Source organism: Streptomyces sp. NPDC002785, from assembly GCF_040295565.1.
In the GTDB taxonomy this organism is placed as follows: domain Bacteria; phylum Actinomycetota; class Actinomycetes; order Streptomycetales; family Streptomycetaceae; genus Streptomyces.
Genome location: NZ_JBEOVN010000038.1, coordinates 27,569 through 45,565, shown reverse-complemented (window position 1 = coordinate 45,565; position 17,997 = coordinate 27,569). Strand labels below are relative to the sequence as shown.

Here is a 17,997-nt window from a genome sequence, read left to right as displayed (position 1 = left end):
TTGCCTGGATCGTGCACCGCCCGAGGCTTTCGCCATGGTGCGAGCGCCGTCGATATCGACGTGTCCAGCCCGGTCTTGCGGATGGTCTCGACCAGCAGAACGCCACCGGCCTGGGAGACCACTGCCCGGCCACCGCCCTCGACGCGGACACGCGGGTAGGACCCGATACGCTTCTTCACCTGAGGAGTGCTTCTTTCCACGCGACGACCTGGACCCTAGACAAGTCCCATCGTTGCTGGTCAGGAGCACTCTTCGCATTTCCGATCACACCTCGGACACCCACCCACGTGAAAGCCCGAGGCTAACCAGCGATCCCCGGCTATGTTCCGGTCGCGGTCAGCGGAACGGGTTTTCCGTCCCACGGTCCTGCTCGGTGGCGGCGTTGAGGAGTTCGAGCAGGTCAGACATCCCATGGCGTAGGGATGTCAAGCGGCTGCGGCGAGGGTTGCGTGGTGTGACCACGCGGTGGCCTCGTCGTAGAGGGTGCGGGTCTTGAGGCATCCGTGGTCGCGACGCCGCCCACCGCCGCGCGATGGCGCGGCTGCCCATTCAACACGTCAGGCGGCATCGGGCACCCTGGCGCCGTACTGCGCGACGGTCCAGGCAAGGGACTGGCAGGTGCAGAGGAACCAGTAGTCGTAATCAGTGAACTCCCAGCCGGCTGTGCCGAAGCGCAAGCCCGACCTGGAGACCGTAGAAGAGGGACTCCGGCGATGCGCGCAGCGCCGAAGTGGCGAGGCCTCACCTCGAAGTGTCGGCCCGCGGTGGCTCGTTGACGCCCCCAGGACTCACTCGCGGCGACCGACGCGGTGTGAGCGGTGCACCTTCCCTGGGACGGCGGGCCGCCGTCCCGGGTTCCTCGGAGGGGCGCTGTGTGGAAAAGGTCTCAGGACGGCGTTTCCACCTTGCCTTCCCGATCGGCCACCAGATGTACTGGTGCCCACGGCGAGTTCCGTTACGCATTCGCCCTGCGGGCGCGCCGTGGAGGAATTGAGTTCCCGTGTCATCACTTCGCCGACGCATCTACGGGGTACGGCCGCGAAAACTTCATGCACCGGCCAGGCTCCGCATTCAAAACCGCCGGTCACCAAACAGCAATTGCCGTATCAACGTGGAGATAACGGGCGTCCCTGATCCTGTCGGAACCTGCCGGATTGAAAGCAATCGAAAGGACCACCCGATCACGTACTGCGGTCCTGTATGACCCCCCGAGAAGCGTTCCGCCCACCGAAGACGCACAAGGTCCCACACAAGGAGAATCCTGGCCCGACCTCAAGGGCTGACGTGACCGGGTGATTGTGCGCCGCCAGCCCCCGCAGGTCAACCTTGTGTTCATTGCGTTCGTCGCGTTCTTTCTTTTCGCCACTTCTTTCCGGCGGAACTGTTTCTTCCGCGACGCTTACCGGCCATATTTTTCCTCATCGATGAGCCGGTTGCCGTGGCGTCTTGTTGTGAAGGAACTGAGTGAGCAACAATTCAGGGAATACCCTCACAACCGATTTTGGCCGTGTCGGTGTGCGGCCTTCCGTCAGAGGCAACGGTATTGACTACTCACGAGTTTATCCGCACGAAGGAAGAGGGACTTCAGCATGCCCAAGATATCCGAGCGTGTCGTCGTACGCTGTCTTGGTGGCTTTTCACTGGAATTAATGGGGCACCCGGTCAGACGGTGGCGGGCCGGAAAGGCGCGGGAACTGTTCCTCTACCTTCTCATCAACCGGGGCCGCACGGTCGACCGCGACGAACTGCACGCCGCACTGTGGCCCGACCGCACTCGGTCCGCGAGCTCAAGCTCCCTCAAGGTCGCGAAGCACGCGGTGCAGCAGATCCTCAGCGGTGAGCAACCCGCGGGACAGCAGCCGGCCGCAGAGATCAGCTTCAACGAGTACGGGTACACCCTCAAGGTCCACGACGCCTGGCTGGACTTCGAGGTGTTCGAGCGGCTGTGCTGCGAAGGCCACAGGACGGCGGCCCGCGGGGACCGGCGGACGGCTGCGGAGCACTACCGGCGCGCCCTGGAGCTCCACGTCGGGAACTTCCTGCCGGGCGAGACCGCCGACTGGGTCAGGGAGCAGCAGGACTGGGTGCGGTCCCTCGCCCTGGGAGCGGCGGCCTATCTCCTCCAGGAAGCCCTGGACCGGGGCGAGTTGCATGAGGTCATCGATGTGTGCCGGCGCTCACTGGACATTGATCCGTATCAGGAGGATGTCTACCGGACCCTGATCCAGGTCCACGGAGAGCTGGGTCAGTTGGGTCAGGCCAAGTCCTGGTTCAAACTGTGCAGCGACCGGATGTCGGGCGGCCTGGACATTGATATCAGCCCTGATACACAGCGGCTCTTCGAGCGGGTTCTACGCGTCAACAACGTGCCGCCCGGGTACCAGACCGACCCTCTGGCCACCGCGTAACCATTTCGTAACCGGCCTTCCTAGACTCGGGATTCCCGCGACCGGCCAAGGAGGTTGGTGTGATCGTGCTGGAGACGGAACCGGGTTCCGGTCCCTCCTCGGAGAATCTCGACGTAGGTCCCTCGGCCGATGCCAGACCGCTGATCGTCGGCATCGGTGGCACCGTCCGCCCGGGTTCCTCCACGGAACGGGCGGTCCGGGCGGTTCTCGCGGCCTCCGCGTCAGCGGGGGCCCGGACCTTGCTGCTCGGTGCCGAGGACCTGCAACTGCCGCTGTACGCCCCCGGGGAGCAACTGCGCACCCCGGCGGCCCAACGGCTGATCGAGGCCGTCACCCTCGCCGACGGCCTGGTCATCGGCACGCCTGCCTACCACGGGGGCGTCTCCGGGCTTGTGAAGAACGCCCTCGACTACATGGAGGACCTGCGCGAGGACAGGCGTCCCTATCTGCACGGCCGTGCTGTCGCTTGTGTCGTCACCGCGCGTGGGACGCAGGCGGCTTCGGCGCTGGCGGGTCTCCGCTCGGTGGTGCACGCCCTCAGGGGCTGGCCCACTCCGCTGGGAGTGACCGTCAGCACGGAGCGTGTCACCCTGGCGCCCGATGGCAGCAGCACCGATCCACACCTCGCGGCACAACTGGCGACCGTCGGCCGGCAAGTGGTCGAGTTCGCCCGGATGGGCACGCCGGTCGGCTGAGAAATCCCCGCCCGAGCCCCGAACCCCGGTCCACGCGCGGGTCCGGCCCTGCCCGGCCGCCGCCTCCCTCGTAATGCCCGTACATCTGTCCCCCCACGACTTCTCACTTTCGCTCGTTTTCCCCAGATTTCCCCCGGTTTCCTCATGATCCCGCGGACCGTCTGGTTCGGGCTGCCCTGCTCCCGGACCGCCCGCGTCCGTATGCCCATGTCCGACCGTGATCCCGGATGGAGCACGCCATGGAAGACACCACGAAGTCCACATCGCCCGGTTCGGAAACGACCGCCGACACCCAGGAAGTCGTCCAGGGGACCGAAAAGGCCCCCGCGTCCGCCGCTGAGCAGGATGCACAGGCCCCGCAGGCGGAGGCCTCCGAGGACACCGAACTCGAGGCGCTCGACGACCTGGACGACGTCGACTTCGACCTCGACGAGGTCGAGAACAAGATCGCCCCGCTCGCCCTCGCCGTCACCGAGCTCTCGCGATGGTGACGCGGGCGGCCGAATCGGGCCGCACCTCCGGCAGCTCCGTCCGGGTCGACGTCAACACCGGTCCTGCCGCCTCGTACACGGGTCTGCGGGCGAGCATCGACGCCCTGCGTGCCGAGGGTGCCGACTTCGCCGGTCTTGCCACCAGCCATCCGTCGGAATGGGCTGAGCTCTTCCCCGCCGAGACCGCTCCCGGCACCGCACCGCTGGAGGAGATCGCGCTCGCGCCCTCCGAGCGGCGTCTGCACCGGGAAAGCGAGCAGGTCTACCGGGTGCTGACGGTGGCCGCCGCCGCCCTCTGCGCGGGCACCGCGCAACTGGGCAGGCCCCTGCTGGTCAGCGGGATGGGTGGCACCGATCTGTCCTCGCTGCGTGGCTTCATGCGGGCCATCGAGCACGCTCAGGTCGTCGAAGGCGCCGAACTGCTGCTGGACGCGCCCACGTCAGTGCGCGAACCGATCGGCCGGTATGCCGACTACCGCCGGGAGCGAGTGCGCTGCCTGCGCCGCATGGGGCTGCGGGTCACCGAGGACGACCTCGTCGTCGACCTGGGCACGGCTCGTGACACCGGCTTCGTGCCCGTGTCCGAGGAAGGCGAGCTCTATCTGCGGGCGAGGGACACCGAGAGTGTTGCCGTCGACCGGGTGGCCGCCGCACTGGCCTACTGCCGCAGGGCGTTCTTCTCCGCGAACTGGGAGGGCATGGCCTCTGTCGCCGGCGAGGCGATCGGGCTGCTCTCCCGAATCCCCGAGTCCGACGTTCCCGGGCTGCTGGCAAAGGCGGAGCGTGAGGAAGAGCTCGTCCACGCCATCGAGTTCGAGACGGCGATCCTGCGGGGCACCGCCGATGTGCGAGGCTTCCTGCTCAAGGTGCTCGGCATCCAGGCCGGTTTCCGCGGCGACCAGGACACGGCCGTCGCCTGCTTCCGTGCCATCCGGGAGGACGCCGACGGCCTTTCCCCGGAGCTGCGTGCCCAGTCGCACCTGTACTCCGCACTCACACTTTCCAAGCGCAAGAACCGGCTGGCGGAGGCCGTCGCCGAGGTGGAGCAGGGCTTCGAGGTCGTCAAGGAGCGGCCGGACGAGGCGGAGAGCGTGCGCCGCGAGCGCGGCTGGCTCCACAACCTGCGCGGGCTGACCCTGTTCTCCGAACGGCGCCTCGGGGCGGCCTTCGAGCACGAAAAGCAGGCGTTGGCCTGCATGGCCGGGCTGACCGACGCCAGCGCCGCCCATCTGCGGATCAACCTGTACTCCAACATCAGCGTGCTCCAGGAGAAGGCGGGCAAGCACGGCTCGGCGCTCGCGACCTGGGAGAAGTTCAAGCAGGCCGCAGGTTCGTCGAACGCGGGCTTCCGCAAGCACCACGCCTACCGAAGCGCCGGGCTGCGGCTGCTCGTCGGCGAGCGGGACGCCGCTGTGGAGGACCTGGACATCACGCTCGCGAACGCGGCCGAGCTGGGTGACCTCTTCCACGAGACCGAGGTGCGTCTCGAACTGGGCATGCTGCACACCACGGGCGGTGACGCGAAGGCGGGCGCCGAGCAGTACGAGCGCGCCGAGTCCGCCGCGCGGCTGCTGGGCGATCCGTATCGCATCGCACTGGCCCAGGCGGGTCGGGTGATGACGACCGGTTCCACGACCGCAGCCGACTCGGTGGGTGCGACGGCGGCGCTGAGCCTCACCCGTCCCGGCGATGCCGACGCCCTCGCCAAGGCCGTCGCCGAAGGCGGTGAGCTGCAAGGGCTCCTGCCCAAGCCGCGTACCAAGCTCAACCGTCCATTCGACCTGATCAACTTCCAGGACTGAGGCCATGGCGGACGATGCGACTGGAAGTCGGGCGGAGTGGCAGCTGTATCCCCGGCTGCTGCTGAGGAGGGCGGGCTTCGGCAGCGACCTGCTGACCGCCCTCGGCGACGGGCCGACGAGTGCCGCGGCGGCGGACTACCGGGAGGCGGTGGCGCGGTTCGAGCAGAGCCGCGCCCGGCTCCAGGAGGCGATCGCCAAGTCCGTCGCGCGTGCCGACCGTGAGACGGACCGCGCCGAGCTGCGCGAACTGTCGAAGCTGCGCAGCCGGGTGGGCCGCAGACTGCTCGTGGAACAGGACCCGCAGGACGGCGCCGTCGCCTCGGCGGTCGCCGACTATCGCGCGGCACACTCTGCGCGGCAGGAAGCGGCCGGGCGGCTGACCGCGGCCCTCGGTGAGGAGGTGCTGCGGCGGCCGGCCCGGGTCCGCGACCTGCTCCGCGACGAGAGGGTGTGCGACGCCCTGCTCCAGCTGTCGCCGTCCTTCCACACCGAGGTGGTGCGCTGGAACGACGGCTGGGAGCAACGGGACACCGCGGCGGGACGCAATCGCGCCAAGGACCGGTCGTTCTACCGTCGGGTCTACCTCTACGGCCAGCGGCTCGGCGCGAAGAACGAGACCACCAGCTACTTCGGGCCGCTGGTGCACGGCAGGATCGACCGTACGGCCGAGGGGATCACCCCGGGTCCTGAGACGGACTCCGGTTACCACGTCCTGGAGGCGCAGACAGCGTTCTGGGCTGTGTGCGAGCTTGCCAGGCTCGTCGGCACGGACCCGGATGTGCGGGACCGTCCGCCAGTGGCCTGGCTGCCGTCCTGCCACAGGACACCGGGCGCAACGCCGGGTTCGGGGACGATCCAGTCCGCCGACGGCCGCCGGGTCGGTCTGTCGGGCGTACGGTGGAAGCTCGCCGAAGCCGTGGACGGCCGGCGTTCGGCCACCGAACTGGCGGCGCTGGCGGGGGTCGGCCTCGCGGAGGCGCGCCGTGTGCTGGACCGGCTGCGGCAGGCCGGGGCGGTGCGGCTCTGGCCCGAGCCGCCGTCCACCGCGGCCCGCCCCCTGGACTGGCTGATCTCCTGGGCCGACCGCTACGCGGACGGCACTGGCTGGCCCGTCCGGCTGCGCGAACTGCGCGATCTGGCCGACGCCTACGCGGCGGCCGAGGGCCACCGTGTCAGGGCTGCCGCGCTGGAACGGGTGGAGGAGTGCTTCACCAGGCTCACCGAGGTCGACGCACGCCGCGCCGGCGGACGGATGTACGCCGACCGGCTCGTGGTGTCCCTGGACGCCAAGGGCGACCAGAGCCCGGTGGTGGTCGGCGGCGACGTGGCCCGGCGCTGGGAGTCGGAGCTCGGCCCGGTGCTGGACGTGGCCGCCCGCTACGGCGAACTCCAGCAGCGTGCGGCGGCCGAGCTGTGCACGGGGATCATGCGGGCGGCGGACACCGAGACGATGCCGTACGACGCGCTGATCCGCCGAGTGCACGCATCGGTCGAGGCGGGTGGGCTCGACGCCCTGGCAAAGCCGCTCATCGCGTTCAAGCGGGACTACGCGGAGCTGGTGGAAGCCGCGGTACAGGGGCAGGAGGCCCGGCTCACCCCCGCCGAACTGGCGGCATTCGCGCCCGAGTCGGGCAGGCACCGTTTCGTCAGCCCGGATCTGATGCTGGAGAGCCGGGACGGCGACAGCGAGCTGCTGGTGCTCGGCGAGCTGCACCCCTATGTCTTCGCCTGGGGCTCGCAGGGGCTGTTCAGTGATGAACAGGACCGGATGCTGGGCGACTTCGCGGCGGGACTCGAGCCCTGGGGCGGCCCCGAGCGGCTGGCCACGGTGATTCGCCGCAGGCGTCATAAGGGCCTGGTCGCGGACTGGTTCCCGGGACGCTTCGTCGAGATCACCTCGGTGGCCACCGACGACCGGGAGCGGACCGTGCCGCTCACCGATCTGACGGTCGCCCTCGTGGACGGCACACCCCGGCTGCGCACGCCCGACGGTGAGCTGACCCTGTACGCGGGCGAGGACGACCATGTCCACCTGCGGGCTTTCGCCGCTCCCGGTGTGGGGCTGCCGCTGGTGCGGTTCGGGGACTTCGCGCCGAGGATCATGGTCGGCGACCTGCTCGTGCAGCGGGCGCGCTGGTGGTTCGACCGGGCCGACCTCGGTGTCGACGCGGGGCGGGACCTGGGCGCCGCCTTCCTCGCCGTACAGTCCCTGCGGGCACGGCGCGGCCTGCCCCGGTTCTGCTTCGCCTCCCTGGCGCACGAACCGAAGCCGGTCGGGATCGATCTGGACAACCCGCTGGCCGTCGACGCGCTGGTGGCGATGGTGCTGGCCGGTGACAGCCCGACCATGTCCCTGGCCGAGATGAGACCGGCGCCGGACGCGCTGTGGCTGCGCCACGGCGGGGCGCTTGTGACCTCGGAGTTCCGGATCGCCATGAAGAGGGTGTCGTCGTGATCGCCCAACCCACAGAGCATCCCCACGAGTCGGCGTCGGCGCGGCATGGCTGGGAGTTGCTGCCCACGGTCGTCCTGCGCAGTGCCGGGTTCCCCTGGCAGATGGTCGAACAACTGGCCTACGGGCGGACCCGCCTGCTCATCGAGGAGCTGTTCGCCCTTGAGGCGCAGGCGGCCGATGTGGCGTCACGGCTGCATCCGTCGGGGCGCCTGTCCCGGGGCCAGCAGAGCAAGTTACGCGGTCTGCGGCCCCTGCCCTCTTCCGACACTTTCCCCGGCGACTGGCTGGACGAGTGGAACGCCACGGCCGAGAAGGTGACCGCGGCGCGCGAGCGGCTCACCGCCACCGTAGAGGCCGACGCGGCGGCGGTCGACGAGGCGCTGTCCGCCATCCGTACCGATCCGCGCGTCAACGACGCCATCGTCTGCTCGTCGCCTGCGGTCCACCGCGATCTCGCTCGTGGTGCGACGGGCGGCCGGATCCGGCGCCAACTAGCCTCCTACGCGCAGCGGCTCGCGTCCAAGAGCGAGACGATGAGCTTCTTCGGGCCCATCAACTACGGTCGGCTCAGCCCTGGTTCCCATGCTCCGACGGCGCTGGGGTGGGAAGGCTACGCGGCGATCAGTGTCCGCCAGGCGCACACCGCAGCCCGTGTCAACGACGCCGTACAGGCGCTGCTGCTGGGCGACGAGGCGCTGGCCGAGCGGCTGATACCGGTGCGCAAGACCATGACTCGGACGCCCCGGGGAACGGGCATCGACGCCGTGCTGCTCCGGGAGGCCGACGGTGCACGCACGGTGGCCGAGGTCGCCGCCGGGGCCGGTGCCGGCGCTCGGGAGGCGGTGGAGGCGTTCGCCGCGGCCGTGGCGAAGGGGACGCTGACGCACACGCTGTGCCCGCCGGCCACCGTGGTCGACCCGCTGCGCTGGACCCTCGAACGTATCGACGCATCGGACACCGAGACGGCCGGCCGCGCCGCCGGGGTGCGGGCGCTGCTGGTGAACATGCTCGAACTGCTCGACGGCTACCCGTGGGCGCCGCCCGAGCGGAAGCTGACCATCCAGGCCGAACTGGAGTCGCTGCTGCCCGTCACCGACCGTTCGGCGGAACGCGGCCGTTTCTACAACGACCGGGTCATCATCCACGAGGCCGCGGTCGGCACGGCCGGACTGGAGGTCCGCGGAACGCTGGCCCGCGATATGTGCGACGCCGTCGCACCTGTGCTGGATCTGCTGGCCCACGAGGCCGACATGACGCGCTTGTGTACCAACCGGGCGGTCGCGGCCCGGCTGGGACCGGGCAGGATCCCGCTGATACGGGCCCTGCGCGACTGCGCGGACCTCGCCATCGAAACGGGCGGGGCACTCGGCGCCGAGCTGGGAAGGGTCATCGCCGCCGGAGGAGAGGACCGGGCCGAACTCGACGTGGCGGGGCTGCTGGCCGCACCACCGGTGCCCTCCGCCCCGGTGCTGTGCTCCATCGACGTCCTGATCGCCGCACGCGATCTGGCCGGATACCGGCCGGGATCGACCCCGCTCGTGCTCGGTGACATCCACGACGCGGCGCTGCTCACCCCCTGGGCGTTGCAGTTCCATCCGGACTCCGCAGAACTGCTGGCCGAGCGGGACGCCGCGGTGCGCCGGGCACTCGGCGACCAGATCGCCGTCAATGTGATCTCGCGCCGTACGACCGGGCTGCCGCCGCTCGAGTTCCCCGGTGTGGTGCTCGAACTGGGCGGCACGGCCTTTGCGGGCCGGGAGCGAGTCGGCCTGGACCAGCTGTGGCTGGACAGCGACGGCGAACAGGTCGTGCTGCGCAGCGAGGCTCATCCGGGCCAAAGCCTCCTCTTCCACAACGGCGAGCTCGACACCGCCGTGCACACCGCGCTGGCGCTGCCGCGGATCCGCCGCCCGGTGCTGCCGGACCTGCCGCATGTGCCGCGGCTGCGTTGGGGCAATGTGGTGTTCTCCAGGCGGCGCTGGGCGCTGCCGAGTGCCGAGGCGCTTGAGGCGCACAGCAGTCGGCAGGAGGCCGAACGGCTGCTGGAGTCGGCCCGCCTGGTGCGCGAGAGGGGACTGCCGCGCCGCTTCTTCGTGAAGTCACCGGCCGAACGCAAACCGGTGTACGTGGACACCGCGAGCCCCGAGCTGCTCAAGGGCCTGGCCCGGCTGGCGGGCACGGCGGAGCAGCTTGTGGTCTCCGAGGCGCTGCCTGCGCCGGACGACGCCTGGCTCCGCGACGGGGACCTGCGCTTCGCCTCGGAGCTGCGCTGTGTGTATCTGCGGGGCGGGGGTGAGCGGTGATGCGCCAGGTGGTGATCCCGCCGCTGTTCGATCCGAGTCTGGAACCGGACCTCGGAGCGGACGGCGAACTGCTCGATGTGAACGCGCACTTCATCGCACGGCTCACGGGCGCCGAGGCCCTCGGCGCCCTGGCCGACGCCTACGCGCTCGGCCGGCGCGGCGGGGGTGATGCCGCCGAGACCCTCACCAAGGCGCTGTTCGCACGGGCCGCGGCCCGGATCACCGCCCGGGGGAGCCATGACGCGGGACGGCTGCGCGCCATGGGTATGGCACTGCGGCTCGCGGGCGAGGACGACCCGGCGCTGCGGCTGGCGGCGGATGACGTGGAGCTCGTCGACGGCACCACCGAGTCCGGGGCCGATGTGGTCCGGGCGGCCCGGCGCACCGAGTTGCTGGGCCCCGAGACCGCCTGGGCGTGTGCCGCCGCGCCGGACGGGCGTGTGCACCTGGTGGTCGAGATCGATCAGCAGCTCCCGGCCGCCGCCGCGCTCATGGAAGCTCTCGGACCCGGACGGGTCGTGCTGTGCGGGCGTTTCGCGGCCGCGCACCGCGAGGCGCTGGGCGCGCTGGCGCCGTTCTCCGCAGCCGCCGGCTTCGACGACTGGGCTCCTTCATGGCGGCTGCGCAAGGAGTGGTCGGGGGACGGCACGCCGGTCCACTGGGTCCGCCGCGCCGCCGACTGGCGGGCCGGTGTCCCCTGGGCGGGCTGGCTCGCCCCCGGGGAAGCGGCGGCACTGCCCGGCGAAGCATGGCACGAGTGCCGCGGCGCGGCGCTGACCGCGGCACAGCTGACATCCTGGGCCGAGGTGACGGGGGCGGACGGTAACCGTACCGATCTGCGGCCCGTCCTGGACCTGGCGGGCAAGACGCCGCTCGCCGTCGAACTGCTCATCGGGGCACCGGGGGTGAGCGCCGACGAGACCGGGGCCACCGCCCGGAGCCTGCTGTACGGGCCGGGGCCCCGGCTCGCGGGCCTCAGCCCGTTCCGGCTGTCCACGGACCGTGGCGGCCGGGCACCGGGCACCTGGGCCGGCGTACCGCTGGTCCGGCACACGTCGCCGGACCATGATCTGCCGCGCTGGGACCGGTTCGGCGCACCCGGGACGCTCGACGCATCGGCACGCACCGCCGCGATCAGCGCCCTCAACGCCGAACTCGGCGCCGTGGCCGACCTGTACCCGGGCCGTTTCGCGTGCTGCGTCCTCGCCCCGGGGGCTGCCCGGTCCCGTCCCGAGCCTCCTCTGTGGGAGCCGTCGGCCGCCGTCGTGGCCGAGGAGGGGCCGGGCCCGGACGGCCAGGGACCGGGTTCATTCGTGGTGAATCTGCGGACGGGAGGCGCGTTCCGGCTGCACCCGAAGCTGACGCCGGTCGTGGAGCGGCTCTCGTCCGGCGATACCGCCGTCCTGGACCGGATCAGCGATGCGGTCCGTACGAAACTGACCGGCCGGCTGGTGAGAGCCGGAGTGATGCGGAGGGGCCAGTGAGCCGACAGTGGTGCATCGGGCGGGAGTTCATCCTGCGCCATGCGGGGATGCCGTTCGACTGGCTGGAGGAGCTGGGCGCGCCCAGCTCCCTGCTGGAACTGGCGGACGAACTGCTCGACCGTGAGCAGACCGTGCTGGAGCTCGTGGAGAGGCAGTTCAGCGGGTCCCGCGCCGAGGCCGTGCGGTCCGACGTACTGCGTGGACGTGTGCGGCAGCTGCCGAAGTCGGGCGACAAGGACTGGAAGCAGTCGGTACGCGCCTGGGGTGACGCATGGCAGCGCTACGCGCACGCCCATCAGCAGGCCGACGAGGAGGCCGGCAAGCGGCTGCGGGATCTGCTGGCGGACCCGCGGGTTTCCGAGGCGGTGTTCCTGTCCAACCCGGACGCGCACCGCAACATGCTGCTCCCGCTCCTGGCGCACGACGGTCCGCTGACCTCCCGCTGGCGCAGGGTGCGCCGCCAGATGTACACGTATGTGCAGCGGTTCTGCGCGAAGAACGAGACCGTGAGCTTCTTCGGGCCCATGGCCTACGGCACGGTCGGCGACGGTGACGGGGCCGCACTGCGCCACGACGTGCCTGGTGCCCGCAGGGTCTTCTTCTCGCACTGGGCGGCGCGTGCACTGACCATGGCCGTCGCCAAGGACCCCAAGATCCTTCCGCATCTGGCGTTCCACTCCACCGGCCGGGGGGACGCAGCGCAGGAGCCGCTGCTTTCCCTGGTGGCCCCGGACGGGACCGTGTTCCGCGACCTGGTGCGCGCGGCGGGGCAACCGGCCCGCGAGGTCGCCCGGACGCTGATGCGGCTGGTGGCCGAGGAGGCTGTCACCATCGGCCTGGGCGGCGGCGACTACGACCTGGAGCCGCTCACGACCCTGAGCGAACAGCTCTCCGCGCTGCCCGCCTCACCGGCACGCGGGCTATGGCTCGACCGGATCGGTGAACTCTCCGCCCTCATCGGCGACTTGGCGGAGCAGCCCCTCGACCGCAAGGCGGCGACGGTCGCCGCCCTGGAGGACCGGTTCACCGAGTTCACCGGCAAGCCGGCCCGTAGAGGTGCCGGTGCGGCGTATGCCGACCGTGCCGTGTTCTTCGAGGAGTGCGCATCGCCCTTCGCCCTCACCCTCGGCACCGAACTGGTCCGTGGTTGGGAGGAGCGGCTGGCGCCCGTGATGGAGGTGTGCGCGGCGCACGGACAGGCCACCCAGACCGCGGCACAGGACGCGGTCCGTGACGCGTTCACGGACGGCCACGACGGACCGGGCGGACCGGTTGTCGAGATGGACCTCCTCACGTACGCGACCCGCGCGGCCGTCAGCAGGTCGGACTCGACCAGCACCTTCCAGGCTGCGCACGCGCCCAGCTACCCCGGCGCCGGCTGGCGGGCCGAGGTCGAGCGGCTGACGGGCGAGGCCAAGGCGCTGGACGGCGACCGGTACGCGGTCGTCGATCTCTGCCCCGCCGCGCCGGACGCCTCCGCGCTCGATGGCGCCCCGCTCGTACTCTCCCGCGCCCACCATCATCTGCTCGTCCGCAGCTGGCTGGGTACGATGCACCCGGATCCGGCCGGGCTGGGCGCCGATGCCGCCGCGTGGACGGCGCAGCAGGACGGCGCCGTCGTCGGCCTCGACTTCGGGCGCCGCAACAAGGGCTACTACCGCTTCCCCGGCCGTGAGGTCGCGATGCGCCCGCTGACCTGGACCGACCACGGGCAGCCGGACCTGCTGAAGCCGGAGGACCTCACGGTCCGCATCGGGCCGGACGCGGTCACTCTGCACGATCCGGATGACCGGCCGGTCAGCGCCTACGTCCCGCTGAGCGACTTCGTCAAGTACGCCCCGATCGCGGCGCTTTCCCACCCGCAGGTGCTCCACCCCACGTTCACCACCGAGGGTGCGCAGCCCGAAGTCGCCCTGGGATCGGTCGTCCTGCAGCGCTCACGGTGGCAGGTGCCTGCGGCGGCGCTCGCGGCACCGGAGCCGTCCGCCCGGTTCCTTGCGCTGCGCAGGCTGGCACGCGACACGGGGAAGCGGTTCGTCTTCTGCCGCAGCGCCCACGAGCGAAAGCCGTATCTGATCGACCTGGCGTCGCCGCTCGCGGCGGACCTGATCAGCCATGTGGCACGCGGCGCCGATCAGTTGGGTGTGGAGCGCATGGCGCCCGGCCCCGACGAGCTGTGGCTGCGCGATGCCGAAGGGCGGCGCTACACCAGCGAGTTGCGGGTCCAGATCATCGGCAGGAGCACCGACGGGAGCAGCACCGTATGAGGGACACCACGCTCTTCGCCGAGCACTCACTGCGGCTGCGTGCCGATGTGCTGCCGGACGGCGGCACCACCACCGAACAGTCCTCGGTGCGCGGGATGAGTGTCGAGCGGCATCTCGGCCAGGGATTCACCGAGCACCGCTTCGCGGACGGCGACGACCTGCTGACCTCCGGTGCGGCCGGGGTGGCGGCCGAGGCCGCCGAGGCACTGCGCGAGGTCCAGGAACGGCCCCTGTTCGAGCTGACCCCTGAGTTGCGTGCCGAACTGGCCCGGATCGCCGCCGATACGGGCGCGGAGCTGACGCTCGGTGTGGTCCAGCAGCATGTCGCCGCGGGCAGCGCGGAACGCGTCGGCACCACGGAGCGCATCGTCACGAGCCTGGAGACGAGATTGACCGGCGCCGACGGCACCGTCCACTCCCGGTCGCTGTTGTGTGCCCGCCCGGGGTCCGACCCGGACGGGCTGAGGGACGCGGCCGTGCGTACGGCCGACGCGATACGCGATCGCCTCGCGCTGCCGCTCGCGACCGAACTCCCGGACGGTGCCGACCTGGTGCTGCTCCCCGGTCTCGCCGGGGCGTTCTTTCATGAGATCGTCGGCCATCCGATGGAAGCCGATGTGGTGGCCTCCAAAACCAGCTATCTCGGGGCGCGGTCCGGGCAGCGGGTGGCGCCCGAATGGCTGTCGGTGCTCGACGGCGGTGCGCACGACGGGTGGGGCTACCGCAGTCCGTTCGACGACGAGGGAACCGCGTGCCGCACGCTCCGGCTGATCGACCGGGGCACCGTGGGGCAGCCGATGACCGACCGGGCGCTCGCGTCCCGGCTCGGGGGCGGACCCGGATCGGGACACGGACGCAGGCAGAGCTACCGGCATCCGGCGATCCCCCGGATGACCCACACCGCTGCCCTGATCGAGCCCGGCACCGCTCCGGAGCCGCCCACGGGGGACTGGATCGCGCCGTACGGGCTGCGGCTGGGCATGATGAACATCGCAACGGGCGCGTTCGTCTTCAACTCCCCCTTCTCCGTGCTGCACCGCGCCGACGGCAGCACTGCCCGGCTCGGTCCGCTGACGGTGACCGGTGACGGGGCGCGTGTGCTCGCCGGACTGCGGCCCTACGAGCACCGGGTGGCCGCCTATCTGCGGGCCACCGGAGGCTGCGGCAAGCTGGGGCAGTATCCGGTGCTCGTGTCGTTCGCCAATGCCGGGTTGCGGCTTCCGGCCGGGCTCGTCGGTCTGCGGGCGGTGTCCCATGTCTGAGACGCGGGTTCGTGCCTCCGGAATCCTGACGCCCACCCATGGTGCGCCCCGGCTCAGCGTGTCGCTCGACACCCTGCGCTTCGAACGTGACGCCGCAGGCCGGGTCACCGGCTCCCGGCGCCTTGCCGGGCCCCCTGACCAGGAAGCGGGCAAGGAGGCCGGCCTGCTGCTCACCGAGGCGGCCGACCGCGCGGCATCCGCCGTCGCCGGTCTCCAGAGCGCGGTGGCCCAGGTCCACGAATGGCGCGACGCCGACGGTCTGCTGGTGTCGAGACGGGCCGAGCTGCTGGCCCGCGTGGAGACACCCGGCGGCCCTGTGCTCCTCGGGACGAGCGGCCCCGGGGATCCGGCCGCCCTGGTGGAGGCACTCCCCTGGGACGAATTCGGGGCTTTCCCGGAGCCGTTCGGTTCCGCCGCCCCGCCGGACGACTGGCGCGAGCGGCCGCTGGTGCTCCGGCCCTCGCTCGCGGCCGTGCTCGTCGCCGGTACCGCCTTCTCACTGACCTCGCGCACAGGGCGTGCGACCGCGCGGCGGCTGGCGGGGCGGCGTGTACTGCCGCCGCTGACGCTGCGCGATCTTCCGCCGGCGCCGTACGGGTCGGGACGGGACGACCGGGGCGATCCGGCGCAACCCACCACCCTCGTGGACGTCGGCAGGATCTGCCCGCCGTCACCGGCATCCCCGCTCGGTGAAGGAATCCCGCTCGGACGGGCCGTCTGGGACCACGACACCAATGCCTTCGTCCCGCCGCAGCTGGCCCGCCTCCAACTCACCGGGCCGGACACCGAGGTCCCCCCGGACGCGATGGAACTCGTCTGCTGTGTGGAGGGCCTCCAGCGCTACCACGGCGACGGCACCGTCCGTCTCCAGTGCCTGGTCAGGACCGCGGACCGGCCGGGCAACTGGTTCCGCGTCGTCCTCGGGGGCAAACCCATCCATCTGCTGCGCCAGGCCCGCGGCCTGGCCGGCCCACCCACGGCTGTCCACAGCGACAGCGACGTGACCACCCGCTCGCTGGTACTCGCCAGCGCGGCCGACATGGAAGGTGCAGGACATGCCGTCGTCACCGTCATCACCCCCTGACTTCACGCTCATCGGCGGAGGAATAGTCGGCGCCTGCCTCGCCGAGGAGTTGAGCGCCAGTGGGGCGTCGGTCCTCGTACTCGACTCCGGCGACGAGCCCGGGCACGCCACCAACCGCGCGGCGGGAGTGGCGGTCCCCTCGCTGCGCTACCTCGTCGACCGGGAGTTCTACGACTGGCTGCGGACCGCCAAGCGGTACCTGGACGCCGATGTCGCCCGGCTGGAACCGGAGTACGGCGCGTTCAGCGTGGCCCGGCCCATCCTGCGCGCGCTGCGTGAGACGGATGTGGAGACGTACGGCGAAGTGCTGGACGGCCTCGGCGTCGGCACCTGGGTGGAGGGCGACGCGCTCAAGGACGCCACACCCGGGCTCAAGCTGCCTTCCAGCAGGCGCTACCTCCTCGACCCGGACGGGCTGATGATCGATGGCCGCCGCTATCTGGACGCCGTCCGGCGCCGCTGCCTCGCCCAGGGCGTCGACTGGCGGCAGGGCGTCACGGTGCGGGAGGTACGCGAGGAGGGAACGTACAGCTGCGTCGTCACCGCTGACGGGACGCTCCGCGCTGACCGGGTGGTGATCACCGCCGGCGCCTGGAGCTCGGGCAAGGGCCTGGCCGAGGCGACCGGAGTGCGGCCGCAGCGCGGCCAGATGGCCGTGCTGCGCACCGAGGAGGAGCTGAACTGCATCCTGTCCTCCGCGTACTACCTCGCGCCCGGGGTCGGCGACGATGTGATCGTCGGGGCCACCGAGGAGGACGCCGGATTCGCCGAGCATGTCACCACCCAGGGCATCGCACAGTTGCTGAGGTTCGCGACCACGGCCATGCCCGGGCTCGGTGAGTCGGTGCCCGTGGAGCTGCGGGCCGGGCTGCGTCCCGTGTCCGGCACCGGACGGCCGCTGGCGGGCGCCCTGCCCGGACACGAGAGGATCTTCCTCTCGGCGGGCCATGCCGGGCACGGGCTGCTCTCCGCACGCGCCACCGGAAAGGGCATGGCGGCCGGTCTTGTCGGGGACGACTGGGAGGCCCTGCCGTACAGCATGTGCCCCTCGCACGCGCTGGGCGGTGCCGTCTGATGCGTATCGACCACGTGATTCTGGGCGCGCGGAACATCGAACCGCTGCGTGAACTGCTGTGGGAGCGGCACGGGTTCGGCATCACCGACGGCAGTCCCAACGCGGACGGCACGGCGAGCTGGGTCGTGCCCTTCGACACGCCCGACGTGCAGTATTTGGAGCTCCTCGTCACCCATGACGAGGAGAAGCTGGCGGGCAGCGACTTCGGACGCCTGTTCCTGGAACGGACCGCGGACGGACCTGACTTCCTCAACTGGGCGGTCATGACCGACGACATCCAGTCCACCGCACACGAGGTGGAGACCGTCACGGGAGCGGACCCGGATCTCTTCCGCGGCGAGTCCGTCCGCGCGGACGGACAGCGTGTGCCGTGGGCCGAGGCGGCGTTCGACCTGTCCTGGCGCAGCCGGGTGCTTCCGTTCTTCCTGAGCTACGGCAACGCGGAGGCTCGCGCGGCACGGGTGCCGGGCGATCTCAAGGCCGCGGGGCACAGGGTGTGCCCGAGGTCGTTGCGGCGCCTTGAGACGGGTCCTGCGCAGGTGCGGGACTGGGCGGGCCGGTGGCCCGGACTCGCGGCCCTCGATGTCGTCGTCGACCCCGCCGCCGGCCCCCGGATCTCGGCGGTGCACATCGACACCGCCGAGGGCGAGACGGTGGTGCGGCTTCCGTGA

General features: G+C 71.1%; 12 protein-coding genes and 1 pseudogene. 12 read left to right on the top strand and 1 reads right to left on the bottom strand.

Annotated elements, in window-relative coordinates; genetic code table 11:
* Nucleotides 1-179: pseudogene (locus ABTZ94_RS12605) on the bottom strand (IS1380 family transposase); the annotation flags it as partial.
* A gap of 1,410 nt (nt 180-1,589) precedes the next feature.
* Between ABTZ94_RS12605 and ABTZ94_RS12600 the strand changes: the two are divergent.
* From ABTZ94_RS12600 to ABTZ94_RS12545, 12 genes are all read left to right on the top strand, one after another.
* Nucleotides 1,590-2,408, top strand: a complete 819-nt coding sequence (locus tag ABTZ94_RS12600; protein WP_351200285.1) for an AfsR/SARP family transcriptional regulator — start codon at nt 1,590-1,592, stop codon at nt 2,406-2,408.
* A gap of 59 nt (nt 2,409-2,467) precedes the next feature.
* Nucleotides 2,468-3,103: an NADPH-dependent FMN reductase gene (locus ABTZ94_RS12595; RefSeq protein WP_351200283.1), complete on the top strand. Its 636-nt coding sequence runs from the start codon at nt 2,468-2,470 to the stop codon at nt 3,101-3,103.
* Between the two features lie 227 nt (nt 3,104-3,330).
* Nucleotides 3,331-3,594, top strand: a complete 264-nt coding sequence (locus ABTZ94_RS12590; protein ID WP_351200281.1) for an ammosamide/lymphostin RiPP family protein — start codon at nt 3,331-3,333, stop codon at nt 3,592-3,594.
* Nucleotides 3,588-5,396 (top strand): hypothetical protein, encoded by a 1,809-nt coding sequence (locus tag ABTZ94_RS12585; RefSeq protein WP_351200279.1) that lies wholly within the window; start codon nt 3,588-3,590, stop codon nt 5,394-5,396. Before ABTZ94_RS12590 ends, ABTZ94_RS12585 begins: the two co-directional genes overlap by 7 nt.
* A gap of 4 nt (nt 5,397-5,400) precedes the next feature.
* Complete coding sequence (locus ABTZ94_RS12580) at nt 5,401-7,851, top strand: lantibiotic dehydratase family protein (RefSeq protein WP_351200277.1); 2,451 nt, start codon at nt 5,401-5,403, stop codon at nt 7,849-7,851.
* A complete protein-coding gene (locus ABTZ94_RS12575) occupies nt 7,848-10,154 on the top strand; it encodes a lantibiotic dehydratase (RefSeq protein ID WP_351200275.1) in 2,307 nt (768 codons plus the stop codon). The genes ABTZ94_RS12580 and ABTZ94_RS12575 overlap by 4 nt, the downstream gene beginning before the upstream one ends.
* A complete protein-coding gene (locus ABTZ94_RS12570; protein ID WP_351200273.1) occupies nt 10,154-11,638 on the top strand; it encodes a hypothetical protein in 1,485 nt (494 codons plus the stop codon). Before ABTZ94_RS12575 ends, ABTZ94_RS12570 begins: the two co-directional genes overlap by 1 nt.
* Nucleotides 11,635-13,905 carry a lantibiotic dehydratase family protein gene (locus ABTZ94_RS12565; protein WP_351200271.1) on the top strand — a complete coding sequence of 757 codons (2,271 nt, stop codon included), beginning with the start codon at nt 11,635-11,637 and terminating at the stop codon, nt 13,903-13,905. Before ABTZ94_RS12570 ends, ABTZ94_RS12565 begins: the two co-directional genes overlap by 4 nt.
* A complete protein-coding gene (locus tag ABTZ94_RS12560) occupies nt 13,902-15,167 on the top strand; it encodes a metallopeptidase TldD-related protein (protein ID WP_351200269.1) in 1,266 nt (421 codons plus the stop codon). Before ABTZ94_RS12565 ends, ABTZ94_RS12560 begins: the two co-directional genes overlap by 4 nt.
* A complete protein-coding gene (locus ABTZ94_RS12555; protein WP_351200267.1) occupies nt 15,160-16,251 on the top strand; it encodes a hypothetical protein in 1,092 nt (363 codons plus the stop codon). The genes ABTZ94_RS12560 and ABTZ94_RS12555 overlap by 8 nt, the downstream gene beginning before the upstream one ends.
* Nucleotides 16,223-17,326, top strand: coding sequence for an NAD(P)/FAD-dependent oxidoreductase (locus ABTZ94_RS12550; protein ID WP_351200265.1), 1,104 nt, complete (start codon nt 16,223-16,225; stop codon nt 17,324-17,326). The genes ABTZ94_RS12555 and ABTZ94_RS12550 overlap by 29 nt, the downstream gene beginning before the upstream one ends.
* Nucleotides 17,326-17,997: a VOC family protein gene (locus ABTZ94_RS12545; RefSeq protein WP_351200263.1), complete on the top strand. Its 672-nt coding sequence runs from the start codon at nt 17,326-17,328 to the stop codon at nt 17,995-17,997. The genes ABTZ94_RS12550 and ABTZ94_RS12545 overlap by 1 nt, the downstream gene beginning before the upstream one ends.